This is a genomic window from Lactobacillus psittaci DSM 15354 (assembly GCF_000425905.1).
Lineage (GTDB): Bacteria > Bacillota > Bacilli > Lactobacillales > Lactobacillaceae > Lactobacillus > Lactobacillus psittaci.
In genome coordinates, this window is record NZ_AUEI01000004.1 from 212209 (window position 1) to 227725 (window position 15517).

Below are 15517 nucleotides of genomic sequence, written 5' to 3' on the forward strand. Positions count from 1 at the left end.
AATTTTTATGATAAAATACAGTTAAGAAACGAGGTAATTTAAGCAATGAAAAAACGCAATATCTTTTTGGTCTTTATCTTCTTATTACTTATTCCTTATATTTGTTCCTTAACTTTAATTGGTATTGGCTATAATGGTTTAGTGCTCCATTCTGATAGTCTTTGGCGTAGCTTAGTTGGAGCCTTTACCGGAAGTTTAGTTATGTTTGGGATTAAGGCAACAATTCAAAGACCATTAGACTTAATGGCCAAAGAATTAGATGAAGGTCTATTTGAACAATTTTTGCGCTTTTTTAGTATTCGTAGACGCCCTGTATTTTTGATAGCTAACGTTATTTTAGACTTTATTCTTTGCTACATTTCTACTGTTGCTACTAGAAAAGTCCTAACTTTATCCCAAATCGTCAATACTTCAATTGGCATAGTTTTAATCGTAATGTTTATTTCAACTTGCATTGGGGCCTATCTAGAATACGATAATTTATCAATTGACCCCAGACAAAAATAAAAAAGCAGCTTAATAGCTACTTTTCAACTGACTCAAGATACAATATTTGAGTCAGTTTTTTTGTATTTAAATCAACCATTTGAAGTACATAAGGAGTTTGGCTATCACCTAAATTTTCATATACTTTAATTCCACTAGCAGTAACTTTCTTTAAAAAAGTAGGAATAGCTGCATTCAAAGGCATAGATAAATTAGCAATCGTACCTTCACTTATCTCACTAGCTACCTTAGCTTGTGGTAAATCAAATTTTAATAAGCCATGACGATCACTTATCATTTTATCGGTAATAGCTCCGTACCAGTACATAAAACTATCTGGATTAAAGACTACTAAGTTAGCTCGATTTGCTTCTAAATCATTTTCTTTTAAAAATGCTAAAAATTCATCGTCTTGTTCCATTGTCATGTTTTGAACTGAATATGAACGATTTTCGTCAATTAGACTTGCAGGAAATGGTCGTCCATAAAAATATCTTTTTTCAAATTCTCTTGTTTCCATAATACACCTCATTAATATTCATCTAATTCAGATAAGTTAACAATCTCACCAGCAAGAAATTCATCAATTGCTGTACTACTAAAGCCATGAGTATAAAGATAATTTTTTATCTTATACTTTCTTTGAGTCTCATCCAAATTTTTAAAGCGTTTGTACGCCTTAATTCCTTGGCGTTTAATTGCATCTAACTCATAATCATTATCTTCTACTAAATCTAACTTAGCAAAAATATTTTCAGCCAGATTATGATCAAAGCCATGACTCATTAACTTAGTTAAACTTTTACGCTTTAATTCTTTAAAGGCAAGCTTTCCTTGTTGATGCTTCATTGACTTAATTAACCTAATTCCAGCTTCAATAAAATCTTCATCATCAAATTCATTCAAAGCATCTTCAATTTTATTATCACTTACACCCTTTTTTCGCAACTTATTGGCTAAGCTCTTAGGTCCATCTTTTCCAACATGTAGATTATTTTTAATAAACAAAACACAATAATTCGAATCATCTAAATAACCTAAGTCTTCAAACTCACTAACAGCATTATTGATAGCTTCATCTGTTAAATCTTTTTCTTTTAAATAGACTACCACTTCATAAACTGTTCGTGGCTGATAACTTAAAAATTTAGCAGCTAAGTCACTAGCCTTGCTATCTAAATCAAATTGTTTAATTTCTTCGATTTCTTCAGCAGTCAGCTCAGTATCCTTAAAAAGGCGAAAATTGGCTAATGTCTTTTCGCTAGCTGAAAAAGCGTATTTTCCATCTAAAAAGATATTATATCTACCAGGTCGCTTTTGTGCTGAGACTTTCGTGATTTTTGCCATAATTTTATCCTCTCTAGTATAATATGCTATCCAAAGTCTTTTTTGCTTGCAAGGGGCTTTTTTTGCCCGTATTATAAATAATGATTAAAAGATTTTTGTAGAAAGAACAGGTACGCAAATGGCCGAAAAGAAGACATTTAAAAAGGATTTAATTATCACCATAAAGCGTTTGGGAATTAATGGTGAGGGAATAGGTTACTACAAGAAAAAGATTATCTTTATTCCTGGAGCATTACCTGGTGAAGTTGTTGTTGCTAAAATAATCAAGACTCATCCAGGATATATTGAAGCTGAATTAGTTCGCATTAAAGAAAAGAGCTCTAATCGTGTGGCCTTTCCTGAAAAAGTTGATCCTGAAATCGGTGGTTTAGAGCTAGCACATCTAAATTATGATCAGCAGCTTGAATTTAAAAAAGATATCGTCTTAGAATCACTTAGAAAATATCATCCACGTGGTTACCAAAAGTACAAAGTGAAAAATACAATTCCTGCCAAGAATATTTGGCACTATCGTGCCAAGGCACAATATCAACTTGAATTTTTCAAAGGTAAAACCAAGTTAGGAATGTATGCTCCAAACTCTCGGCGCCTAATTGATTTACCTGAAATGCCTACCCAATCTAAAAATACACAAAAAACTGAGCGTTTAATCAAAAAGTTAATTGATAAATATCATCTTCCTGTTGCAAGTTGGCGCAAACACTTCGATGGCATTAAAACTGTAGTAGTTCGTGAAGCAGCTTCAACCGGTGAAATGCAAGTTACTTTTATCACTGTTGGTAAGAAAATCAATGGTTTAAAGAAATTAGCTTTAGAAGTTATGAAATTAGACAAAGTAGTTTCTGTTTATCAAAATGAAACTGATTGGAACAATCCACAAGTTTGGGGTAATAAGACTATTAAGTTAGCCGGAAAGAACCAAATTGTAGAACATATCTTAGAAAAGAAATTTGCCCTTTCTCCACGTGCATTCTTCCAGTTAAATCCTGAACAAACTGAAATTCTTTATTCAGAAGCAATTAAACTTCTTAACTTAACTCCTGATCAGGTCCTAATTGATGCATACAGTGGCGTTGGAACAATCGGAATTATCGCCAGTGATTATGTCAAACAAGTTATTGGAATTGAGAGTATTCCTGAAGCAGTTGAAGATGCAATGCATAATGTTAAATTAAATCACGTACGCAATGCGGAATACTTACAAGGTAGCGTTGAAAAAATCTTACCCCAGTTGAAGAATAGTGGCGTACCAATTGATGCATTAATTGTTGACCCACCAAGAACCGGTTTAGCTAAATCATTGATTAAAACAATAATGCAAGTAAGACCAGAAAGTTTTGTTTATATTTCATGTAACCCTTCTACTGTTGCTCAAGACTTAGTCATGCTGAGTGAAGTTTATGATGTTCGTGTAATTGAAAATATCGATATGCTTCCACAAACTGCTCGTTGCGAAGCAATTGCTAAATTAGTTTTACGAAAAGATATCTAATTATATAAAAATAAGGCCATGTTAGGCCTTATTTTTTTGCATTAAAAAACAGGCTACCCTTGCTTTCCTAGTAAGTAGCCTGTTTATCAAATGGACGAGGCAGGATTAATTCCTCTAGTCACAATCATCAAATCTTGGCGACGCGACCTTAAAATAACATCACTTGTTCGAGTTTATTGCGTCAAACGCAATCAAAAAATAATAATCAAATGGAAAATACACGCGTAGCCAATCGAAAAATTAGCTAACACCTCTATTCAGAGAATCTTCATTTAACTAACAATACAATTCTGGAGATAAAAACCTAATTTTGTTACTTTCTACCTCTTCCACGCTTCTAATATACCATTTTATGTAAACGCTTGCAACAATTATTTATTAGAATATTGTCTAATATTTTCTTGAGTTCCTGCAAAGTACCAACCACTAGCATCAGAGCTTACTTCTTCATTAGCCCCTAAATCTTTCAAACTATCATTAAATATCTTTTCATATTCGTCAACTGCTAGCTTTTGACGATTTTCAAGCATTTCTTCGTGCTTTTCAGGAGCTAATTGTTTTTCATAACCATCTACCAATCGGCCAGTGAAAAATTCAGCCATCGCACCTGAACCATATGAAAATAAGCCAATTAAACTGCCAGCTTTTGGTTGATCCACTTCAAGTAAACTAAGAAGTGACATGTAAAGTGAGGCAGTATAAATATTACCAACTTCTTTACCATATGTTGCTCCTGCCACAAACTTATCAAGTAAGCGAGCAGTTGTTTCTGGAGCTTGACCTTCGATAGCCAATTTAAGGGCTTTTTGTCCCATTTTAGTGAATGGTAAGTGGAAAAGTAAGGCTTCAAAATCACTGGTTTTTAAATTTTGCTTTTGGATATAATCTTCAAAACAGTGCTTAAAGAAATCAAGATAAACATTAGTTGAATATTTGCCATCAACTAAAGCACATTTGAAGTTGTTGGGACGCCAAAAGTCATCAATATCATCTGAGTACATACTAGTTTCACTGTCAATTTCCATAATGCTTGGATCTTTTTTAATGAGCAAACTAATACTACCGGCACCTTGTGTAACTTCTCCAGGAGTTGCCACACCGTAGCGAGCAATATCACTACCAATAACGATGGCTGTTTTATCTTCATGAGCTTTGACATAGTCAATTGCCGTCATAATTGCAGCAGTAAGACCAAAGCAAGCTTCCTTTAATTCAAAAGTTCTAATGTTTTTAGGTAAATTCAAGGCCTTTTTAACAAATAATGAAGCAGACTTTGATTGATCTACACTTGATTCAGTACCAAATACTAGTAAGCCCAACTTATCAAGTTCAATCTTATCAATATATTCACTAGTTGCATTGATTGCCATTGAAACAGCATCTTGGCTTTTATCAGCAACTGCCATCTTATTTTGACCGATACCAATTAAAAATTTCCCAGAATCAACATCGCGGGCCTTAGCTAAATCCACCATATCTACAAATTTATTTGGTGTATAAAAACCAATTTTATCAATACCGACTTTCATACTTAATTATTTTCCTCTCTAATTTCTTGTAAAAACTTTTTTGCGTCAGTTTCACTATAACGTTTTTGCTTTTGCATTAGTTCTTTTACTGAATTTTTTTCTTCATCAGTTGCTGTTAGATTCTTTAAGACATTACGGATTTGTAAACTCATGTGTCCCTTTTGAATCCCCACAGTTGAAATAGCAAGTAAAGCAGCTAAGTTGTTAGCTAACCCAACTGCTGCAATAATTTCCGCTAGTTCACTAGCAGTTACCTGTCCCAAAATCCGATAAGCAACTTGGACGTCACTTCGCGATTTAATTGAGCCGCCAACAACACCAATTGCAAGTGGCAATTTTATTTCACCAACTAGCTTATTATCTTCAATTCGCCAGTTACTTAAACTTTGATAACTACCTGATAAACTTGCGGCTTGATGACAAGCTGCTTCTACAGCGCGGAAATCATTACCTGTTGCCAGCAAAATCGCATCCACACCATTCATAATCCCTTTATTATTAGTAACAGCGCGATATGGATCTTCTTGACCAATTTTACTAAGTAAAACAATTTTTTGAGCTATTTTTTTACCAATTTTTTCATCTTTAGTTTTAGTTAAACTGGCAAAAGCCAAAGAGACTTTAGCGTAAGTATATTGACTAGGATAGTTAGATAAAATTGCATATAGTTTTTCAATTGTAAAATCTTGACTGATTTTTTGTCCCAAAAACTCCAAAATTGCATTAGTCCGATTAGCTCCCATGCTTTCTGCAGGATCAACTAACACCCGTAAAAACAATAAATCTGCTTTTACTTCAGCGATAATTTGTCTAACGCCACCACCATGCTTAACTAGTGATGCAAATTCCTCGTTAACTAATTTTAGATAATCCGGCTTTTTAGCTTCAAATTCAGCTAATGAAAATTCTGCTGCTTCAAAAACTAATTGTCCCCAAATACCTGTCCGCTCACTTTTAGCGCTAACTCCACCATTTTGGTTAAAGATATTTAAGCCATGGTTAGCTGCAGCAACAACTGATGACTCTTCAGTTGCCACTGGAACTTGAAAGCTTTGTCCATTAACAATTGCGGTTTGCAAAACTGATAATGGTAAAGTTAGTTTGCCAATTACATTTTCACTAAGCAAATCTAATTCACTTAATAAATCGTCATCAACATGATTCAGCTTAATTCCATTTTGAAGCAGCATTTTTCGCCGCTCACTTATTGGCAACTGATAAAATTTCATTTTTTATTTCACCCGTTCAATCTCAAAGGCAATTGCTAGCCCGCCTCCAATACAAAGGCTGGCAATTCCTCTTTCTTTATTTTCACTAATTAAAGAATGAGCTAAAGTACCTAAAATTCTCGCACCACTTGCTCCTAATGGATGTCCCAATGCTAAGGCTCCACCATGAATATTAACCTTACTATGGTCCAAGTGCAATTCTTTTTCAACAGCTAGACTAGTTGCAGCAAAAGCTTCATTAATTTCAAACAAGTCAATATCAGCTAGAGTTTGCCCATTTTCCTGCAATAATTTCTCAATAACTACTTTAGGACCAAAGCCCATAATTTGTGGATCAAGCCCCACTTCGGCATAGGCGGTTAACTTGGCAAGTGGCTTTAAGTTCAATTCTTTAACCTTATCTTCAGTAGCTAAAATTAACATACTTGCCCCATCTGATAAAGGTGATGAGTTACCAGCTGTAGCAACACCACCTTCTTTAAAGACCGTCTTCAAACTAGCTAACTTTTCAACATTTGAATCTGGCCGTACATTTTCATCATGATCTAATTCTGCCAAAGGAGTAATTTCTTGATTAAAGAAGCCAGCAGCCTGTGCGCGAGCTGCTTTTTGATGTGAATCCACACTAAATTCATCTGCTTCAGCGCGACTTATCCCATATTTAACAGCGACATTTTCACAAGTATTTCCCATTAACTTGTTGCTAAATGAATCAGTTAGACCATCATTGAGCATACTATCAACAAAATTAGGATTATCTTTTTCGGATTTTTTAGCTAGAAGTGGCGCATTAGTCATACTCTCACTACCACCAACTGCGACAAGATCTAAATCGCCAATAAGCATTTGAGCTTGGGCTAAACGAACAGCCTTAAGTGAAGATCCACATACTTCATTAATTGTTGTAGCAACACTTTCTTCTCTCATCCCGCTATTAATAGCAACTTGACGAGCCATATTCTGTCCAAGTCCTGCACTTAAAACATTTCCCATAAATAAGGCATCTAAGTCACTAGAACGCAAATTAGCAGCCTTCAAGGCGTCTTTAAGGGCATAAGTCCCTAACTCTACGGCATTAAAAGCTGCTAACTGACCACGATAACGACCAAAAGGTGTTCTCTTTGCGGCGATAATATAAATGTCTTGCATCAAATTTCCTCTCATTTCTCCAAAATCTGATGCTAATTTTACTATTTGATGTACTTATTTAAAAATGCTTTGATTCTAGCTTTATATTCATGGGGATGAGTTGCAAATGATTTAGCATGGCTAGCACCTGGCACTACCCAGAGCTGTTTTGGTCCACGACTAGCACGATAATTCTTATAAACCATTTCAGTTGGTACAAAAGTATCTTTTGCCCCATGGATAAACAGCATCGGCTTTGTATTATGCTTAAGCATCTTAATGCTATCAGCATCTCCTAAGAAATAACCAGCTCTCAAACGAGTTATTCCACTCAAAATTTCAACCAAAGGGAAGCGTGGAAAAGTTGGCATCGAATAAATTGCTTGAGCTTCATGCTCAATTTCATTCTTAGCATTAGTATACCCACAATCTTCAATAAAAGCCTTAACCTGACTAGGTAGTTTCAAGCCACTAGTCATCATCGTTGTAGCACCACCCATTGAAACTCCAAAAATCACAATCTCTTGTTTAGGATTATCTTTGAGCAATTTCTGAATCCATTTTTTTATATCATCTTTTTCCATCCAGCCATACCCAACATAATTCCCCTGACTTTGACCATGTCCACGTGCATCTGGAAGCAAGACATTGTAGCCCAAAGAATGAAATAAAGCGGCATATTCACCCATTCCATCTTTATTATTCATATAACCATGCAAAATAATAACAGTCTTTTTGGAATTATTATTTTTGATATAATTGGCATCAAGACGTAATTTATTGTCACTACTCATCATGTATAGATGTTTTTTAGTAGCCTTTTTATACCAAAGTTTTTCTTGATACAAGGAATCAGACTTAGTAAGTGGTTTACTACTACTTAAAAATGTTTTGTGTCCCGGAACTACTGCTACATTATAAAAATACATCCCTGCCCCAGCAAAAGCAAAAATGATGAAGGTGATAATTCCACCTAACCATAAAACAAGACGGTTATGCTTTTTATTTTTTTGCATTATTATTCTCCATTCCTATCTGAATCGAACTGTTAAACAGTATATCATAAAAAGAATGGATAGAAATCAAAAAGTAAAATTAGCTTTCAAGAGAAATATTATCAAAAAAGCTGTTAAAACTTACACAAATTTAGTTAACTAAAGGGAAAATTAAGATATGAGACTAATTGATTTTTTACTACTTATCAAAGATTTAAATCAAAATAGTAATTTAGTGTTTTTGAAAGCTGATAAAGCTTACCCTATTAGCAAAATCGAAATTACTAGTGAAGCATGTGTATTAATTCCCGGTAAAGAAGCAATGCAAAAACAAAAATTTTATTTTTTAACAAAAAAAGTTAAAAATCGACAGCTCTTAGTTAAAATTCAACTCGATCACAAACAAGAGCTAATTTTTGGAATTCAAATTGGAAAACCAAATAAAGTGCTTATCAAGTAAAAAGGCCAACCACAAAATGGTTGACCTTTATTAAATTAATTATTTATTTTTCTTATCTACTGGCTTTTCAAGCGTCTTGGCTAAATCAAGAATATATTGACGCAAAGCATCCTTAGTTTCAGGGTGGGTTAAACCATATTCAATTGAAGTTTCAAGATACCCTTCTTTGTTACCAACATCATGACGTTCACCATTAAATACATGAGCAAACACTCTTTGCGTTTTATTCATAGTATCAATTGCATCAGTCAGTTGGATTTCGCCACCTGCACCTGGACGTTGTTTAGCTAAAATATCGAAAATTTCAGGTGTTAATAAATAACGACCAATGATTGCTAAGTTACTTGGAGCTTTATCAATTGCTGGCTTTTCAACAAATGATTTAACATTGTACAAACCTGAAGCAATTTCGCCAGAAGGCTCAATAATACCATATTTTGAAACTTCTTCATGTGGTACTCGCTTAACTGCAATAGTTGAAGCATGAGTCTCATTATAACGATTAATTAATTGCTTAGTTAATGGCACTTTGTCATTCATTAAGTCATCACCAAGCAAAACCACAAATGGTTCGCCTGCCACAAAGCTTCTAGCACGATAAATTGCATCCCCTAAGCCAGCTGGGTGTGGTTGCCGAGTGTAATATAAATTTACCCCCAAGTTGGTGATACTTTGGGTTAATTCCAAAAGTTGTTCTTTATGCTTTTCTTCAAGATCTGCTTCAAGTTCAGGATTGGAGTCAAAATGATCTTCAATTGCTCGCTTACTCTTACCTGTAACAATTAAAATATCTTCAATTCCAGAATTCTTAGCTTCCTCAACAATAAATTGAATTGTTGGCTTGTCAACAATTGGAAGCATTTCTTTAGGCATTGCCTTAGTTGCAGGTAAAAAACGTGTACCTAAGCCTGCTGCGGGTATAACTGCTTTTCTAACTTTCATATATTCACACTTTCTTATTTATCATTATATACTCAGTATAACAAAATAATGCGCTTTCATCTAACGGATTTCTGGTATTCCATATTCTAATTCGTCGATAGTTGCATTAATGCAAACCCCAAACAAGAATAACAGTGAACTTAAATTCAACCATAACATAAAAATAATGAATGTACCAACTATCCCGTAATTTTCAAATGAAATTTTAAAGTGACTTAAATACAACCCAAATAAGTATGAAAGAATTGCCCAACCAATAAGAGTTGTAAAAACTCCTGGCCAAACTGCCCGTTTATGCTTTTTTACATTGGGGAGTGCAAAATTAAAATAGGCAATTACAATTAACATCGTTATTAGTAAAACTAACCACTTATAAGCAAAAATACTTTCAAATCCCAAATAAGATATTCCCCAAAATCTTTTGAGACTTTCAATTAATTCCTGACCAAAAGTTAAAGCGAAAGTCAATATTACTAGTAAAACTATCATTAATCCAGTTATCAAAATAACTGCTATCCGTTCAAGCATTTTTCGCCCTAAAGAAAAATGGAGTTCTTCCTGTCTAACACCATAGATTCGATTCATATTAATCCTCATGGCATTTGTCAAAGAAGAAAAAGACCATAATGCAATCAAAATACCAAATGAAATATACCCTGTCGATTGTTTTTGCAAAACACTTTTTACAATCGGAATCATAAATTCACTTATTTTAGTTGGTAAAACATAAACCAAATACTCTTCAATTAATTCCGTCTTCAAATGAAATAACGGCAAAATATTCCCAACGATAATTAAAATCGGAAACATACTAAACAGTAAGTAATAGGCGATTATGATTGAACTTTGATTAATCTCACCATGAGACATTCTTTTAGAAAGCACTTTAAAAAAATGTCTCAAATCAAAATTCTTAATCATCTACTTCATCATCAAAATGTGGAATATATTTTTCTAAACCATCATATGGTTTTTGCAAAGTCAAAATCTTTGGACCATCTTTGGTAATTGCAAAAGTATGTTCAAATTGAGCAGCCTTTGAGCCATCTGGAGTTACATAGTAAACCCAATCGTCATTAGGATCGTCAACAGTTTTTTGCATAATTCGCCAGTCACCACCTGCTTCAAGCATTGGTTCAACAGTGATAGTCATACCTTCCTTTAAGCGTAAACCATGACCAGCTTTGCCCCAGTGTGGTACTTCTGGGTCTTCGTGAATAGTTGGTTGAATTCCGTGACCAATTAATTCACGAACATCACCAAAGCCATTTTCATCTTCAACATAATGTTGAATTACGGCACCGATATCACCAATCCGATTACCAACTTGAGCTTGGTCAATTCCCATGTACATTGCTTTTTTAGTTACATCAAGTAGCTTTTGATCTTCTTCAGAAATTGCACCAACAGGATAAGTGGTACATGAGTCAGTTTCATAACCATTTAAATTACAAGTAACATCAACGCTGACTAAATCTCCTTCTTGGAGAATTAAATCTTTACGTGGAATGGCGTGAGCAATTTCATCGTTAACAGAGATACAAGTGCCATATTTATAACCTTCAAATCCTTGTTCTGATAAGCGTCCTCCGCGTTTTTTCATGAATGCTTGACAAAACTCTTCAATTTCCCAAGTAGAAATTCCAGGTTTAATAACATCTCTTAGTCCTTCAAACATTGAAGCTAAAAGACGACCTGATTTTTGCATACCAATAAGTTCACGCTTTGATTTTAAAGTGATCAATGTAAATTCTCCTTAATTTATAGTTTCTTCTCTATTATAGCGTTAAACCACAAATTAAAAAACAATTCTTAAATTATTCCATTATTAGTTACCAACTAGTTGATAATATGCTAAACTGAAGCAGATAATTATACAAAACAAGAAAAGGAAATTGCTATGCAAGTAAAAATTGTCTACGCCAGTATGACTGGTAATGATGAAGATATGGCTGAAATTCTAGAAGAAGATTTACAAGACGCTGGCTTTGATGTAGATTCAAGTGATGTTTCTTTCACTGATGCCAGTGATTATCTAAACTGCGATCTTTGTGTTTTTGTAACCTACACATACGGTGAAGGTAAGATGACCGATGAAATTGCAGATTTTTATGAACAATTAAAAACTCTAGATTTAACTGGTAAAAAGTTCTTCGTCATGGGTAGTGGCGATAAAACATATAAAGAACATTACTGTGAAAATGTCTTTGACTTTGAAAAGGCCTTTTTAGCAGTTGGAGCTGAGGAAACTGTTAAACCTTTAACTGTTGAAAATGCACCTGATGATGACGATGTTGATCGAATTGATGCTGTTGCCGAACAATTAGCCGATATTCTCAATGGCTAAAAAGACTAATTTACCAACGGAAAAAGCTCACCTTCGTAACTTAGGCAAAAAGTTAGTTAAAAGACATCGAAACTTATATGTTTATATGATTTTTGGCTTTATTGCAGCCTTAATTAATACAATTGTTTTCGTTGTTTTACATACTGATTTTAAAGTTGTCCTAGTTTTTGCTAATACATTAGCATTTATCATTTCTAACTTAGCCTCTTTCTTCTTTAATCATTTTGCAGTGTTTACTCATCATGTCGATCAAAGTAAGTCCATTTGGCATAAGTTAGTAGCTTTTTTCACTTTTAGAATAATTAGTATCATTCCTGATACTTTAATTATGATAGTAGGTCTCAGCTTACTTCATTTAAACTCAGTATGTGTTAAATTAGTTGACCAGCTTTTAGTTGGAATCTTTAACTATTTAACTACAAAGGCCATTTTTCAAAAAAATGACCATCTTATTAGAGAGCGTATTCGGCAATACGTGATTGAGTCAAAGCAAAGAAAAAAGGACCATTAACGGTCCTTTTTTTGTTGCGATAGACTAACTTATAAACTTTTATGAATCATTTTAATATGAGGCGTTGATTCAAAAATGAAAGGCGCTCCAATAGTCTTAAAGCCCACTTTTTTGTAAAAATCTTGTACCTGTTCTTGAGATTCAATTTCAATTTCTCTTCCTGGGAAGTTCTCTTTTATAGTATGCATAATTTCCTTTAATAACTTCATCCCATATCCATGCCCACGAACCACTTCACTAGTAACCACTCTTCCAAAAGAAACATATTTTCCATCCAAAAAGACCCGAGCATAAGCTACTATTTTATCATTTTCAATTGCAAAAACATGTAAAGCAGAGAGATCAGTTTTATCAATTTCATGATAAATTCGTTTTTGTTCAACAACAAACGTAGAAATGCGTAAGTCCAATATTTGCCAAATTTCTTCAGGTGTTAATTCATTCCATTTCTTAACGTACCACATAGCTATTTTCCCTCACTTCCAAATAATAATCGATTTGCATGTTTGATACTCTCAAAAAACTCTATTTGTTGACTATCTGGTAAATTTTCAATTAAGTTATTTATTTGATCATTCGAACGGATATCAATTGATTTATATGCTTCAAGCCCCTTATCAGTTAGAACCAATTTAATTGAACGCCGATCTTGTGAATCGGGGATTTTTTCAATTAACTTTTTCTTTTCTAATTGACTAATTATTCGACTAGTATAGCCTTTGTCAATCTTTAATTTATTTACAATTTGAATTGGTGTTATCTCAGCTTCTTCAGCAATTTCCTCAAGAATTCTTCCTTCGGGCCAAGATAAATCCGTTTTAAAAATCTTCTTATTAAGTACTCCAAGGGCAATTACATATTGCCGATTAAATTTTCGAATTATATTGATTTCTTTATTGTTAAGCATTGATTATCACCTGCAAATAGTTGCTTTTATCAACTTATTTTATAATAAAATAGTTGCTTTTATCAACTTATTTTCCAAAAAAATAAAGCCTAATTCCAAAAAATATCGGAATTAAGCCTTAAAATACATATTGCTAGAAATTAGAGTCTAGTTTTATTCAAATTCAGCTGGACGCTTAGTATTTTCTTTATCAAAGTAATAAGCAATTGCATCCATGATTCTGTCACTTGCATGACCATCACCATATGGATTCTTGGCATTGGCCATTTCTTCATAAGCAGCCTTATCTTCTAAAAGTTTAACCATTTCAGTTTTTACTTTATCAACTTCAGTACCTACGAGTTTCAAAGTCCCTGCTTCAACACCTTCAGGTCTTTCAGTAGTATCTCGTAAAACTAGAACTGGCTTACCAAGTGAAGGGGCTTCTTCTTGCACACCACCTGAATCAGTCATAATGAAGTAACTTCTTTGAGCTAAATTATGGAAATCAACGACATCTAATGGATCAATCAAGTGAATTCTAGAATCGCCACCTAGCACTTCCTTAGCTACCGCTTGGACACGTGGTGACAAGTGGACTGGGTAAATAATTTCAACATCATCGTGACTATCCACCACTTGTTTCATCACTTTAAATACTCGGCGCATTGGTTCACCTTGGTTCTCACGGCGGTGCATTGTTACCAAAATCACACGATTACCTGGCTTAATTTCATCTAAAACATCATGATGGTAATCTTTTTGAACCGTTTCATGTAAAGCATCAATTGCAGTATTACCAGTAATAAAAATATTATCTGCTGGATGACTTTCTTTAAGTAAATTTTGCTTACTTAAACTAGTTGGAGCAAAGTATAAGTCACTTAAAACATCAGTTAATTGACGATTCATTTCTTCAGGGAATGGAGAATACTTATTCCAAGTTCTAAGTCCAGCTTCAACGTGGCCTAAGGTTGTTTGTTCATAAAATGTAGCTAAACTAGCAGCAAATGAAGTAGTAGTATCGCCATGAACTAAAACAATATCAGGCTTTTCTTTTTTTATTGTATCAGTAAGCATTGTCATAACCTTAGTTGTAATATCAGCTAAGGTTTGATTCTTGTGCATAATATTAAAGTCATAGTCTGGCTTAATCTTAAAAATGTCTAATACTTGATCAAGCATTTCTCTATGTTGGGCAGTAACAACAGTCACTTCTTCAAAGCGCGCATCTGACTTTAATTTCAAAACAAGCGGAGCCATCTTAATTGCTTCTGGTCTTGTTCCAAAAACAGTCATTACTTTAATTTGCTTCATAAAATTACCTCCATCGCGTTACTACCTATGATACGCTATTAATAAGTTATTGAAAAGAAGGGAATTAAATGGATTTAGGTTTCTTTTACTTACTAATTTGTGGCTTTGCGATTGCAATAGGCGCTTTTTGTCTAGTATTTGGAATTGCAAGTAAAAAAAGCTATCAGAAATATTTTTTAATTTTTGTAGGTTTGATATTTTGGATAATCGTCGTCATTTTATTTGTGAAAATGCGTACATTATTAATTTAGTCGCGTATAATAATTTGCAATTTAAATAATATTTGAGTAACAGTCAATGAATTTTATCAAAATTAGTGATAAAATTAAGAACAATGAGTTATATTTATCCATAATTCATAATTAACTATGAAAATAAAAAATAATATTAGAGGAACTTATAATATGCATAAATTAGTACGAGACAAAATACCTGAATTTGCAACTAACGCTAAGTTTAGAAGTCTTAAACAAGAGGAAATTCTTTCTGCTCTCCAAAATAAAATTGTAGAAGAAGCTAATGAAGTAAAAAATGCTACAAGTGAAGAAAATTTACTCGAAGAATTAGCGGACGTTTATACTGTTTTCCATGCAATTTTAGACTTCAAAGGAATTAGTAAAGAGCAATTATTAAAGGCGGTTAATGATAAGAAAAAGTTAAAAGGAGATTTTTCTAAATTTTTGCTGATGGAGAAAAATTAAAAACTAGATAAAAAAGGTTGATATCCTACGTATAAGCGTAGATATCAACCTTTTTTTATGACCACGGCCAGAATCGAACTGGCGACCTACTGTTTAGGAGACAGTGGCTCTATCCTACTGAGCTACGTGGCCATCAACACTAATTAC

General features: G+C 33.6%; 18 protein-coding genes and 1 tRNA gene. 6 read left to right on the forward strand and 13 right to left on the reverse strand.

The features are described from left to right. The first annotated feature begins 45 nt into the window (after positions 1-45). Entirely contained in the window at positions 46-507 is a 462-nt protein-coding gene (locus H628_RS0101035) for a hypothetical protein (protein ID WP_027824779.1), read from the forward strand. Positions 508-523: 16 nt separating this feature from the next. On the opposite strand, the gene H628_RS0101040 is transcribed toward H628_RS0101035, so the two are convergent. After that, on the reverse strand, positions 524-1006 hold the full coding sequence (locus tag H628_RS0101040; RefSeq protein ID WP_027824780.1) for a hypothetical protein: 483 nt from the start codon (positions 1004-1006) through the stop codon (positions 524-526). Between the two features lie 11 nt (positions 1007-1017). Further along, positions 1018-1833, reverse strand: coding sequence for a recombination regulator RecX (gene recX, locus H628_RS0101045; RefSeq protein ID WP_027824781.1), 816 nt, complete (start codon positions 1831-1833; stop codon positions 1018-1020). Between the two features lie 118 nt (positions 1834-1951). Here recX and rlmD point away from each other — a divergent pair, with 118 nt between their 5' ends. Continuing rightward, positions 1952-3325, forward strand: coding sequence for a 23S rRNA (uracil(1939)-C(5))-methyltransferase RlmD (gene rlmD / locus H628_RS0101050; protein WP_027824782.1), 1374 nt, complete (start codon positions 1952-1954; stop codon positions 3323-3325). Positions 3326-3696: 371 nt separating this feature from the next. On the opposite strand, the gene H628_RS0101055 is transcribed toward rlmD, so the two are convergent. Genes H628_RS0101055 through H628_RS0101070 form a run of 4 tightly spaced genes read right to left on the reverse strand, consistent with a single transcriptional unit; the run spans position 3697 to position 8227 of the window. Next, positions 3697-4854 carry a hydroxymethylglutaryl-CoA synthase gene (locus tag H628_RS0101055; protein WP_027824783.1) on the reverse strand — a complete coding sequence of 386 codons (1158 nt, stop codon included), beginning with the start codon at positions 4852-4854 and terminating at the stop codon, positions 3697-3699. A gap of 2 nt (positions 4855-4856) precedes the next feature. Beyond that, complete coding sequence (locus H628_RS07635; RefSeq protein ID WP_027824784.1) at positions 4857-6083, reverse strand: hydroxymethylglutaryl-CoA reductase, degradative; 1227 nt, start codon at positions 6081-6083, stop codon at positions 4857-4859. 3 nt (positions 6084-6086) lie between these two features. Further along, complete coding sequence (locus H628_RS07640; protein WP_027824785.1) at positions 6087-7232, reverse strand: thiolase family protein; 1146 nt, start codon at positions 7230-7232, stop codon at positions 6087-6089. Between the two features lie 41 nt (positions 7233-7273). Then, positions 7274-8227 (reverse strand): alpha/beta hydrolase, encoded by a 954-nt coding sequence (locus tag H628_RS0101070; RefSeq protein WP_034538070.1) that lies wholly within the window; start codon positions 8225-8227, stop codon positions 7274-7276. 157 nt (positions 8228-8384) lie between these two features. Between H628_RS0101070 and H628_RS0101075 the strand changes: the two genes are divergently transcribed. After that, the gene (locus tag H628_RS0101075; protein WP_027824787.1) at positions 8385-8666 is read left to right on the forward strand and encodes a hypothetical protein; all 282 of its coding nucleotides are present in this window, start codon (positions 8385-8387) and stop codon (positions 8664-8666) included. 39 nt (positions 8667-8705) lie between these two features. On the opposite strand, the gene galU is transcribed toward H628_RS0101075, so the two are convergent. From galU to map, 3 genes are read right to left on the reverse strand one after another with little or no spacing between them, the layout of a single operon-like run. Next, positions 8706-9608: a UTP--glucose-1-phosphate uridylyltransferase GalU gene (galU, locus tag H628_RS0101080; protein ID WP_027824788.1), complete on the reverse strand. Its 903-nt coding sequence runs from the start codon at positions 9606-9608 to the stop codon at positions 8706-8708. A 60-nt stretch (positions 9609-9668) separates the two neighbouring features. Next, entirely contained in the window at positions 9669-10529 is an 861-nt protein-coding gene (locus H628_RS0101085; RefSeq protein ID WP_027824789.1) for a YihY/virulence factor BrkB family protein, read from the reverse strand. Then, entirely contained in the window at positions 10522-11352 is an 831-nt protein-coding gene (gene map, locus H628_RS0101090) for a type I methionyl aminopeptidase (RefSeq protein WP_027824790.1), read from the reverse strand. Before map ends, H628_RS0101085 begins: the two co-directional genes overlap by 8 nt. 156 nt (positions 11353-11508) lie before the next feature. Here map and H628_RS0101095 point away from each other — a divergent pair, with 156 nt between their 5' ends. Both H628_RS0101095 and H628_RS0101100 read left to right on the forward strand, forming a co-directional pair. Beyond that, positions 11509-11955 carry a flavodoxin gene (locus H628_RS0101095; RefSeq protein ID WP_027824791.1) on the forward strand — a complete coding sequence of 149 codons (447 nt, stop codon included), beginning with the start codon at positions 11509-11511 and terminating at the stop codon, positions 11953-11955. Continuing rightward, on the forward strand, positions 11948-12466 hold the full coding sequence (locus H628_RS0101100; protein WP_027824792.1) for a GtrA family protein: 519 nt from the start codon (positions 11948-11950) through the stop codon (positions 12464-12466). The genes H628_RS0101095 and H628_RS0101100 overlap by 8 nt, the downstream gene beginning before the upstream one ends. 29 nt (positions 12467-12495) lie before the next feature. Here H628_RS0101100 and H628_RS0101105 read toward each other — a convergent pair whose 3' ends face one another. The 3 genes from H628_RS0101105 to wecB all read right to left on the reverse strand — a co-directional run bounded on the left by H628_RS0101105 (position 12496) and on the right by wecB (position 14669). Then, a complete protein-coding gene (locus H628_RS0101105) occupies positions 12496-12930 on the reverse strand; it encodes a GNAT family N-acetyltransferase (protein WP_027824793.1) in 435 nt (144 codons plus the stop codon). Between the two features lie 2 nt (positions 12931-12932). After that, on the reverse strand, positions 12933-13373 hold the full coding sequence (locus H628_RS0101110; protein WP_027824794.1) for a MarR family winged helix-turn-helix transcriptional regulator: 441 nt from the start codon (positions 13371-13373) through the stop codon (positions 12933-12935). Between the two features lie 153 nt (positions 13374-13526). Next, on the reverse strand, positions 13527-14669 hold the full coding sequence (gene wecB, locus H628_RS0101115) for a non-hydrolyzing UDP-N-acetylglucosamine 2-epimerase (RefSeq protein WP_027824795.1): 1143 nt from the start codon (positions 14667-14669) through the stop codon (positions 13527-13529). Between the two features lie 404 nt (positions 14670-15073). Between wecB and H628_RS0101125 the strand changes: the two genes are divergently transcribed. Next, positions 15074-15370, forward strand: a complete 297-nt coding sequence (locus tag H628_RS0101125; RefSeq protein WP_027824797.1) for a nucleoside triphosphate pyrophosphohydrolase — start codon at positions 15074-15076, stop codon at positions 15368-15370. A 58-nt stretch (positions 15371-15428) separates the two neighbouring features. Here H628_RS0101125 and H628_RS0101130 read toward each other — a convergent pair. Next, positions 15429-15502, reverse strand: a tRNA-Arg gene (locus H628_RS0101130). Positions 15503-15517 lie beyond the last annotated feature (15 nt).

Coding starts and splice junctions, on each gene's coding strand:
- H628_RS0101085 (WP_027824789.1), bottom strand. CDS start 10,529: ATGATTAAGAATTTTGATTTGAGACATTTTTTTAAAGTGCTTTCTAAA.
- recX (WP_027824781.1), bottom strand. CDS start 1,833: ATGGCAAAAATCACGAAAGTCTCAGCACAAAAGCGACCTGGTAGATAT.
- H628_RS07640 (WP_027824785.1), bottom strand. CDS start 7,232: ATGCAAGACATTTATATTATCGCCGCAAAGAGAACACCTTTTGGTCGT.
- wecB (WP_027824795.1), bottom strand. CDS start 14,669: ATGAAGCAAATTAAAGTAATGACTGTTTTTGGAACAAGACCAGAAGCA.
- H628_RS0101070 (WP_034538070.1), bottom strand. CDS start 8,227: ATGCAAAAAAATAAAAAGCATAACCGTCTTGTTTTATGGTTAGGTGGA.
- galU (WP_027824788.1), bottom strand. CDS start 9,608: ATGAAAGTTAGAAAAGCAGTTATACCCGCAGCAGGCTTAGGTACACGT.
- H628_RS0101105 (WP_027824793.1), bottom strand. CDS start 12,930: ATGTGGTACGTTAAGAAATGGAATGAATTAACACCTGAAGAAATTTGG.
- H628_RS07635 (WP_027824784.1), bottom strand. CDS start 6,083: ATGAAATTTTATCAGTTGCCAATAAGTGAGCGGCGAAAAATGCTGCTT.
- H628_RS0101035 (WP_027824779.1), top strand. CDS start 46: ATGAAAAAACGCAATATCTTTTTGGTCTTTATCTTCTTATTACTTATT.
- H628_RS0101100 (WP_027824792.1), top strand. CDS start 11,948: ATGGCTAAAAAGACTAATTTACCAACGGAAAAAGCTCACCTTCGTAAC.
- H628_RS0101125 (WP_027824797.1), top strand. CDS start 15,074: ATGCATAAATTAGTACGAGACAAAATACCTGAATTTGCAACTAACGCT.
- H628_RS0101040 (WP_027824780.1), bottom strand. CDS start 1,006: ATGGAAACAAGAGAATTTGAAAAAAGATATTTTTATGGACGACCATTT.
- H628_RS0101095 (WP_027824791.1), top strand. CDS start 11,509: ATGCAAGTAAAAATTGTCTACGCCAGTATGACTGGTAATGATGAAGAT.
- H628_RS0101110 (WP_027824794.1), bottom strand. CDS start 13,373: ATGCTTAACAATAAAGAAATCAATATAATTCGAAAATTTAATCGGCAA.
- H628_RS0101075 (WP_027824787.1), top strand. CDS start 8,385: ATGAGACTAATTGATTTTTTACTACTTATCAAAGATTTAAATCAAAAT.
- rlmD (WP_027824782.1), top strand. CDS start 1,952: ATGGCCGAAAAGAAGACATTTAAAAAGGATTTAATTATCACCATAAAG.
- H628_RS0101055 (WP_027824783.1), bottom strand. CDS start 4,854: ATGAAAGTCGGTATTGATAAAATTGGTTTTTATACACCAAATAAATTT.